The sequence below is a fragment of the Frigidibacter sp. MR17.24 genome (assembly GCF_037095655.1).
GTDB lineage: Bacteria > Pseudomonadota > Alphaproteobacteria > Rhodobacterales > Rhodobacteraceae > Frigidibacter.
Window position 1 is genome coordinate 123825 of record NZ_JBAWKE010000009.1, and the last position, 6954, is coordinate 130778.

Here is a 6954-nt window from a genome sequence, read left to right on the forward strand (position 1 = left end):
GGTGCCAGCGCCCGCGGGGTATCGGGGGCCTAGCGCAGGCGGCCGATGGCGAAGGCGATCCCCTCGTAATCCTCGGCCTTCAGCCAGTCGCGCAGCAGGTCCGGGTCCGGGTTCTCGACATCGGAGCCGAAGCTTTCGGCGGCAAGGCCGCCGGTGACGAAGACCACGTCCAGCCCCTCGTCCACCGCGCCGCGCACGTCGGTGCGGATGCCGTCGCCGATGCACAGGATCCGCGCCTGCTCGGGCCCGCCCGCCGCCACCATCCGGCGCCGCGCGAGGTCGTAGATCGGGTGGTGCGGCTTGCCGAAATACAGGCTTTCGCCGCCCATCCGGTCATAAAGCTCGGCGATCGCGCCGGCGCAGTAGATCCGCTTGTCGCCCATGTCGACGACGATGTCGGGGTTGGCGCACAGCAGCTTCATCCCCTTGGTCTTGGCGAAGATCAGCTGCGCGCGGTAATCCTCGGGCGTCTCGTTGAACTCGTCGAACGGGCCGGTGCAGACGATGCCCTGCGCATCCGACAGCGCGACCCGCTCGATCGGCGCCGCGTCCGCGTGTTCGGGCGGCACGTCGTCGAAGAACCCCAGGTCCTTCTCGGTGCCGATGAACCAGACCCGGCGGCCGGCCGCGCCGGCGAACATCGCGTCCTGCGCCGCGTCGCCCGAGGTCACGACATCGTCCCAGGCGTCGCGCGGCACGCCGAGGCGGTCGAGCTGGGCGATGACGAACTGGCGCGGGCGCGGCGCGTTGGTGAGCAGGATCACCCGGCCGCCGCCCTGCCGGTAGGCCTGCAGCGCGGCCACCGCCTCGGGCCAGGGCGCGATGCCGTTGTGGACGCAGCCCCACAGGTCGCAGAACAGCGCGTCGTAGTCTTGGCCGATCTCGGCCAGATGGGTGAGGATGCGGGTCATGTCAGGCCCTTCGTCGCAAGGGGGATTTCGCCCTTCTATCGCGCGGGCGGGGGCGGGGTGCAAGCGAATGGATCTTGAAACCGACCATATGGTCGGTTACGGCTGGCCCATGTCGATCGCCCGCCGCCCCAAGGAGCCCGCGAAGCTCCGCCGCGAGATCCTGGACGCCGCCGCCGCGCAGGCGGTCGGGCGCGGCCTTGGCGCGCTGACGGTCGAGGCGGTGTGCCGGGCCGCGGGCGTGGCCAAGGGCGGGTTCTTTCACCATTTCCCGTCGAAGGCGGCGCTGGTCACCGCGCTGTTCGACGACCTGATCGCGCGGTTCGAGGCGGCGCTGGCCGAGACGATGGCGGGCGATCCGCTGCCGGCGGGCCGGTTCTCGCGCGCCTATGCGCGCGCGGTGACCGCGCCCGATTCGGTGGGGTCGGAGCGGCTGTGGGCGGCGGCGTCCTTCGCGATGCTGTCCGATCCGGTGCTGCGCGACCGCTGGGGCGGGTGGCTGTCGGCCCGGGTGGCCGAGGCGGGCGAGACCGGGGACAGCCGGCTGGCGATGGCGCGGCTGGCGGCGGACGGGCTGTGGCTTGCGGACCTGTGCGGCACCGCGCCCGGGGACGAGGCGCGGGCGGCGATGGTCGACGCGATTGTGGCGATGACGGAAGGGGAGGGCGGGCGATGATCCCGGCGGCGACCTATGCGATCCTGGTGGTGGCGATCTTCTTCGAGGTCGTCGGCACGACGCTGTTGCAGCAAAGCCAGCAGTTCACGCGGCTGCTGCCCTCGATCGGGGTCGGGCTCAGCTATGCGGCGTCGTTCTGGTGCCTGTCGATCGTGCTGAAGACGCTGCCGGTGGGCGTGACCTACGCGATCTGGTCGGGCCTCGGGATCGTGCTGCTGTCGATCATCGGCTACGTGGTGTTCCGCCAGCGCCTGGATACCGCGGCGCTGGTGGGGCTGGGGTTCATCGTCACGGGGATCCTGATCGTGAACCTGTTTTCCAAGGCCGCGCCGCACTGACGGCGCGGCGCGGATCCGGCGGGGCTCAGACCAGCCGGCTGACGTCGACCGCGGCGCGGACGAAATCGGCGAACAGCGGGTGCGGCTCGAAGGGTTTCGACTTCAGCTCGGGGTGGAACTGCACGCCGATGTACCACGGGTGGTCCTTGACCTCGACGATCTCGGGCAGGCGGCCGTCGGGCGACATGCCCGAGAACCACAGCCCGCAGGTCTCGAGCTTCTCGCGATACTTGATGTCGACCTCGTAGCGGTGGCGGTGACGCTCCTCGATCTGCGCCGCGCCATAGACCCGCGCCACGGTCGAGCCCTCGGCCAGATGCGCGGTATAGGCGCCCAGCCGCATCGTGCCGCCCTTGTCGTCCGACAGCTTGCGCTCGACCTTGTGGTTGCCCTGCACCCATTCCTTCAGGTGGTAGACGACCGGGGTGAAGCGCTTCTTGCCGGCCTCGTGGTCGAATTCCTCGCTGCCCGCGTCTTCCAGCCCGGCAAGGTTGCGCGCCGCCTCGATCACCGCCATCTGCATGCCGAGGCAGATGCCGAGATAGGGGATCTTGTGCTCGCGCGCGAATTGCGCGGCGCGGATCTTGCCCTCGGTGCCGCGCTCGCCGAAGCCGCCGGGCACGAGGATCGCGTGGTAGTTCTCGAGATAGGGGGCGGGGTCCTCGCGTTCGAAGATCTCGCTGTCGATCCACTCGGACTTCACGCGCACCCGGTTGGCCATGCCGCCGTGGGTCAGCGCCTCGGCGATCGACTTGTAGGCGTCTTCCAGCTGCGTGTACTTGCCGACGATCGCCACCTTCACCTCGCCCTCGGCATGGGTCAGGCGGTCCATCACGTCTTCCCAGCGCGTCAGGTTCGGCCGCGGCGCGGGCGAGATCCCGAAGGCGTCCAGCACCGCCTGGTCCAGCCCCTCGCGGTGATAGGCCAGCGGCGCCTCGTAGATCGTGCGCAGGTCCGGGGCGGCGATCACCGCCTCCTTGCGCACGTTGCAGAACAGCGCGATCTTCTCGCGCTCCTTCACCGGGATCGGGTGTTCGGACCGGCACACCAGCACGTCGGGCGCGATCCCGATCGAGCGCAGTTCCTTGACCGAGTGCTGGGTGGGCTTGGTCTTCAGCTCGCCGCTCGCCGCCACGTAGGGCAGCAGCGTCAGGTGCATGAAGATGCATTCGCCGCGGGGCTTGTCCTGTGCGAACTGGCGGATCGCCTCGAAGAACGGCAGCCCCTCGATGTCGCCGACGGTGCCGCCGATCTCGCACAGCATGAAATCGACCTCGTCCTCGCCCACGGCGAGGAAGTCCTTGATCTCGTTGGTGACGTGCGGAATGACCTGGATGGTCTTGCCAAGGTATTCGCCCCGGCGCTCCTTCTCGAGCACGTTCGAGTAGATCCGGCCCGAGGACACGCTGTCGGTCTTGCGCGCGGCGACCCCGGTGAAGCGCTCGTAATGCCCGAGGTCGAGGTCGGTCTCGGCGCCGTCGTCGGTGACGAAGACCTCGCCGTGTTCGAACGGGCTCATCGTGCCCGGGTCGACGTTCAGGTAGGGATCGAGCTTGCGCAGGCGGACCGAGAAGCCGCGCGCCTGAAGAAGGGCGCCGAGGGCTGCCGAGGCCAGGCCCTTGCCGAGCGAAGACACCACGCCGCCGGTGATGAACACATATCTCGCCATGAAGGGGCTCCCCGTGATCTTTCAAAAGCTAAGCGCCCGGCGTTTCGAGTGCCGGGCATCACGGGATTTCTTAATGGCAGATTCGGCCCGAGGCCGCAAGATGCCACACCAGATCATGTGATCCGGTTTGAATGAAATCCCAACTGTTGTGTGTTTCGGGCCGAGACACCGGCCCCTGCGGCGCGGCGGACCGCGACGCGGAGGGTCAGTCCGGGGCCGCCCGCCCTTAGTTGGACGCGGGCGGGGTGGCCGGGGCCGCGCCGTCGGCGGCGGGCGCCGTCGCGGGCGCATCGGCAGCCGGCGGGGTCGCCGGGGCGTCGGCCGCGGGCGGGGTCACCGGCGAGTCGGCCGAGGGCGGCGCGAGATCGAAGGCCGGGGCCGGGGCGGTGCCGGTCTCGGCCGGGGCCGAGGGCGTCGCGCCGATCTGGTCGATGACCGAGCCGGTCGAGGCTTCGCGGGCGGCGATCAGCGTCAGCGCGATCGAGGTCGCGATGAAGGCCGCGGCGAAGATCCAGGTCAGCCGGGTCAGCGCGTTGGCGGCCTGGCGGCCGGTCATCACGCCGCCGCCGCCGCCACCGCCCATGCCGAGGCCACCGCCTTCGGAGCGCTGAAGCAGCACGACGCCGATCAGCAGCAGCGCGAGGATGAGGTGGACGGTAAGGATGACGTTTTCCATGAGCCCTGGATCGGTCCTCTGAATCTGACGCGCTTATCTAGGCGGATGGGTCGCAGGGCGCAAGGCGGTAATCGGCCCGACTGCCGGTGCGTCGCCCGATCGGCGCTTGGCGCAGGTCCGCCGGCGCCGCATCATCACCCGCGCGCCGGGAGGGCGCGGGCAGCGGGAGGAGCGGCCATGCGGGTGATGGTTCTGGTCAAGGCGACCGAAGACAGCGAGGCGGGGCTGATGCCCACGCCCGAGGCGCTCGAGGCGATGGGGCGGTTCAACGAGGAGCTGGCGGCGGCGGGCGTGCTGCGCGCGGGCGACGGGCTGAAGCCCAGCCGGGCCGGGGCGCGGGTCGCCTTCGACGGCACGACGCGCACGATCCGGCCCGGTCCCTTCGCGGCGGTCTCGGAACTGGTCGCGGGCTTCTGGATCTGGGAGGTCGAGGATCTGGACGCGGCGATCGCCTGGGTGCTGCGGGCGCCGAATCCGATGCCGGGCCCGAGCGAGATCGAGATCCGGCCGATCTACGCGCCCGAGGATTTCGGCCCCGCGCTGTCGCCCGACCTTGCCGCGCGCGAGGCCGCGCTGCGCGCGCAGACCGGGTCGGCGTGATCCGGTCCGCCCAGAACTGCCCAGGGCCGCGCAGGGCCGCGTGCCCGGCCGCGACCCGCGCGGAGGCGGTCTGCGGCGGGCAGGGCCCGCGGGCAGGGGGCGGGAGCAGGGACCGGTATCTGTAACCGCGGGCGGGCACCCGCTGGGCGCGGGACGCGGCCCGGCCGACAATCCCCGCCCGCGCGATGTTTTCCCGGGTTTCCCCCGGCGCCCGTGCAGGCTATACGGGCGGCTGTTTGACGGCCGAGGAGAGAACCGATGGCGAATGTCGTGGTGGTCGGCGCCCAGTGGGGCGACGAGGGCAAGGGCAAGATCGTCGACTGGCTGAGCGAGCGCGCCGACGTGATCGCGCGCTTCCAGGGCGGTCACAACGCGGGCCACACGCTGGTCATCGGCAACGACGTGTTCAAGCTGTCGCTGCTGCCCTCGGGCATCGTGCGCAAGGGCAAGCTCGCCGTCATCGGCAACGGTGTCGTGCTCGACCCCTGGGCGCTGTTCTCCGAGATCGACAAGCTGACGAAGCAGGGCGTCGAAATCAGCCCCGACAACCTGATGATCGCCGAGAACACGCCGCTGATCCTGCCGCTGCACCAGGATCTCGACAAGTTCCGCGAAGAGGCCGCCGGCAGCGCCAAGATCGGCACCACCGGCCGCGGCATCGGCCCGGCCTATGAAGACAAGGTCGGCCGCCGCACGATCCGCGTCGCCGACCTTGCCGATCCCGAGACGCTGGCGCAGCGGCTCGACCGGCTGCTGGCGCATCACGACCCGCTGCGCGCCGGCCTTGGCGCCACGCCGATCGACCGGGCCGAGCTGGAGGCGAAGCTGGCCGAGATCACGCCCCAGCTGCTGCAATACGCCCAGCCGGTGTGGAAGGTGCTGGGCGAGATGCGCAAGGCCGGCAAGCGTATCCTGTTCGAGGGCGCGCAGGGCTCGCTTCTGGACATCGACTTCGGCACCTATCCCTACGTGACCTCGTCGACGACGATGTCGGGCATGGCCGCGACCGGCACCGGGCTTGGCCCCTCGGCCATCGGCTTCGTGCTGGGGATCGTGAAGGCCTACACCACGCGCGTCGGCTCGGGCCCGTTCCCGACCGAGCTTGAGGATGCCGACGGCCAGCGCCTGGGCGAGCGCGGGCACGAATTCGGCACCGTCACCGGGCGCAAGCGCCGCTGCGGCTGGTTCGACGCGGTGCTGGTGCGCCAGACCTGCGCGATCTCGGGCGTGACCGGCATCGCGCTCACCAAGCTCGACGTGCTCGACGGGTTCGAGACGCTGAAGATCTGCACCGGCTACGAGATCGACGGCCAGCACTACGACTACCTGCCCACCGCCGCCGCGCTGCAGGCCAAGGTCACCCCGGTCTACGAGGAGATGGAGGGCTGGCAGGAAAGCACGCAGGGCGCGCGCAGCTGGGCCGACCTGCCCGCGGCCGCGATCAAGTACGTGCGCCGGATCGAGGAGCTGATCCACTGCCCGGTGGCGCTGCTCTCGACCTCGCCCGAGCGCGACGACACCATCCTCGTCACCGACCCGTTCGAGGACTGAGCGGGGTGGCGCTGGGATACCGCGCCCGCAAGCGCCTGTCGCTCGCGATCCTGCTGATCGGGCTGCCCGCCTACGTGGTCGTGGCGGTCAGCCTGATGAACTGGCTCGACGCCCGCTTCGGGCGGCTGCCGATCTGGGCCGAGGTGGGGGTCTACCTCGGCCTCGGCTTCCTCTGGGCGCTGCCGTTCCGCCGCGTGTTCCGCGGCGTCGGCCAGCCCGATCCCGACGCCCGGGACTGACCGCTTTCCCCCCGACGCTTGCCTTGGCGCGTCCCGTCATCCTCGGCACCGGGCGGCCTGCCCGCGCCGGCCTTCGCCGCGCGTCGGGAACGCGTCTTGGGGGCGCCAGGCCGGGCTGCCAGTCGGGGTGGGCTGCCAGTCGGGGTGGGGGCAATGAAAAAGGCCCGCCGGGGGGGCGGGCCTTTCCGGTGTCCTGTCGGCGGGATCAGACCTTCTGGGTCAGTTCCGGGACGAGCTGGAAGAGGTCGCCGACCAGGCCGTAATCGGCGACCTGGAAGATCGGGGCTTCCTCGTCCT

Annotated in this window: 9 protein-coding genes; 5 read left to right on the top strand and 4 right to left on the bottom strand. The window is 70.6% G+C overall.

Annotation, left to right across the window (positions count from 1 at the left end; all coding sequences use genetic code 11):
* Window positions 1-29: 29 nt before the first annotated feature.
* On the bottom strand, window positions 30-911 hold the full coding sequence (locus V8J39_RS20370) for a TIGR01459 family HAD-type hydrolase (RefSeq protein ID WP_336462807.1): 882 nt from the start codon (window positions 909-911) through the stop codon (window positions 30-32).
* Between the two features lie 67 nt (window positions 912-978).
* Here V8J39_RS20370 and V8J39_RS20375 point away from each other — a divergent pair, with 67 nt between their 5' ends.
* Both V8J39_RS20375 and V8J39_RS20380 read left to right on the top strand, forming a co-directional pair.
* The gene (locus V8J39_RS20375) at window positions 979-1584 is read left to right on the top strand and encodes a TetR/AcrR family transcriptional regulator (protein WP_336462808.1); all 606 of its coding nucleotides are present in this window, start codon (window positions 979-981) and stop codon (window positions 1582-1584) included.
* On the top strand, window positions 1581-1922 hold the full coding sequence (locus tag V8J39_RS20380) for a DMT family transporter (protein ID WP_336462809.1): 342 nt from the start codon (window positions 1581-1583) through the stop codon (window positions 1920-1922). The genes V8J39_RS20375 and V8J39_RS20380 overlap by 4 nt, the downstream gene beginning before the upstream one ends.
* 25 nt (window positions 1923-1947) lie before the next feature.
* Here the strand turns inward: V8J39_RS20380 and V8J39_RS20385 are convergent, their stop codons facing one another.
* Window positions 1948-3591 carry a CTP synthase gene (locus tag V8J39_RS20385; protein WP_336462810.1) on the bottom strand — a complete coding sequence of 548 codons (1644 nt, stop codon included), beginning with the start codon at window positions 3589-3591 and terminating at the stop codon, window positions 1948-1950.
* A gap of 226 nt (window positions 3592-3817) precedes the next feature.
* Window positions 3818-4267, bottom strand: coding sequence for a preprotein translocase subunit SecG (gene secG, locus V8J39_RS20390; protein WP_442902623.1), 450 nt, complete (start codon window positions 4265-4267; stop codon window positions 3818-3820).
* A 177-nt stretch (window positions 4268-4444) separates the two neighbouring features.
* Here secG and V8J39_RS20395 point away from each other — a divergent pair, with 177 nt between their 5' ends.
* The 3 genes from V8J39_RS20395 to V8J39_RS20405 all read left to right on the top strand — a co-directional run bounded on the left by V8J39_RS20395 (window position 4445) and on the right by V8J39_RS20405 (window position 6657).
* The gene (locus tag V8J39_RS20395) at window positions 4445-4867 is read left to right on the top strand and encodes a YciI family protein (protein ID WP_336462811.1); all 423 of its coding nucleotides are present in this window, start codon (window positions 4445-4447) and stop codon (window positions 4865-4867) included.
* 258 nt (window positions 4868-5125) lie between these two features.
* Window positions 5126-6418: an adenylosuccinate synthase gene (locus V8J39_RS20400; protein ID WP_336462812.1), complete on the top strand. Its 1293-nt coding sequence runs from the start codon at window positions 5126-5128 to the stop codon at window positions 6416-6418.
* A gap of 5 nt (window positions 6419-6423) precedes the next feature.
* Entirely contained in the window at window positions 6424-6657 is a 234-nt protein-coding gene (locus tag V8J39_RS20405) for a DUF2842 domain-containing protein (RefSeq protein WP_336462813.1), read from the top strand.
* A 205-nt stretch (window positions 6658-6862) separates the two neighbouring features.
* On the opposite strand, the gene V8J39_RS20410 is transcribed toward V8J39_RS20405, so the two are convergent.
* Window positions 6863-6954, bottom strand: a 92-nt coding sequence (locus tag V8J39_RS20410) for an electron transfer flavoprotein subunit alpha (protein ID WP_336462166.1), incomplete at its 5' end; no start/stop codon positions are given.

Coding starts and splice junctions, on each gene's coding strand:
- V8J39_RS20380 (WP_336462809.1), top strand. CDS start 1,581: ATGATCCCGGCGGCGACCTATGCGATCCTGGTGGTGGCGATCTTCTTC.
- V8J39_RS20375 (WP_336462808.1), top strand. CDS start 979: ATGGATCTTGAAACCGACCATATGGTCGGTTACGGCTGGCCCATGTCG.
- V8J39_RS20370 (WP_336462807.1), bottom strand. CDS start 911: ATGACCCGCATCCTCACCCATCTGGCCGAGATCGGCCAAGACTACGAC.
- V8J39_RS20400 (WP_336462812.1), top strand. CDS start 5,126: ATGGCGAATGTCGTGGTGGTCGGCGCCCAGTGGGGCGACGAGGGCAAG.
- V8J39_RS20395 (WP_336462811.1), top strand. CDS start 4,445: ATGCGGGTGATGGTTCTGGTCAAGGCGACCGAAGACAGCGAGGCGGGG.
- V8J39_RS20385 (WP_336462810.1), bottom strand. CDS start 3,591: ATGGCGAGATATGTGTTCATCACCGGCGGCGTGGTGTCTTCGCTCGGC.
- secG (WP_442902623.1), bottom strand. CDS start 4,267: ATGGAAAACGTCATCCTTACCGTCCACCTCATCCTCGCGCTGCTGCTG.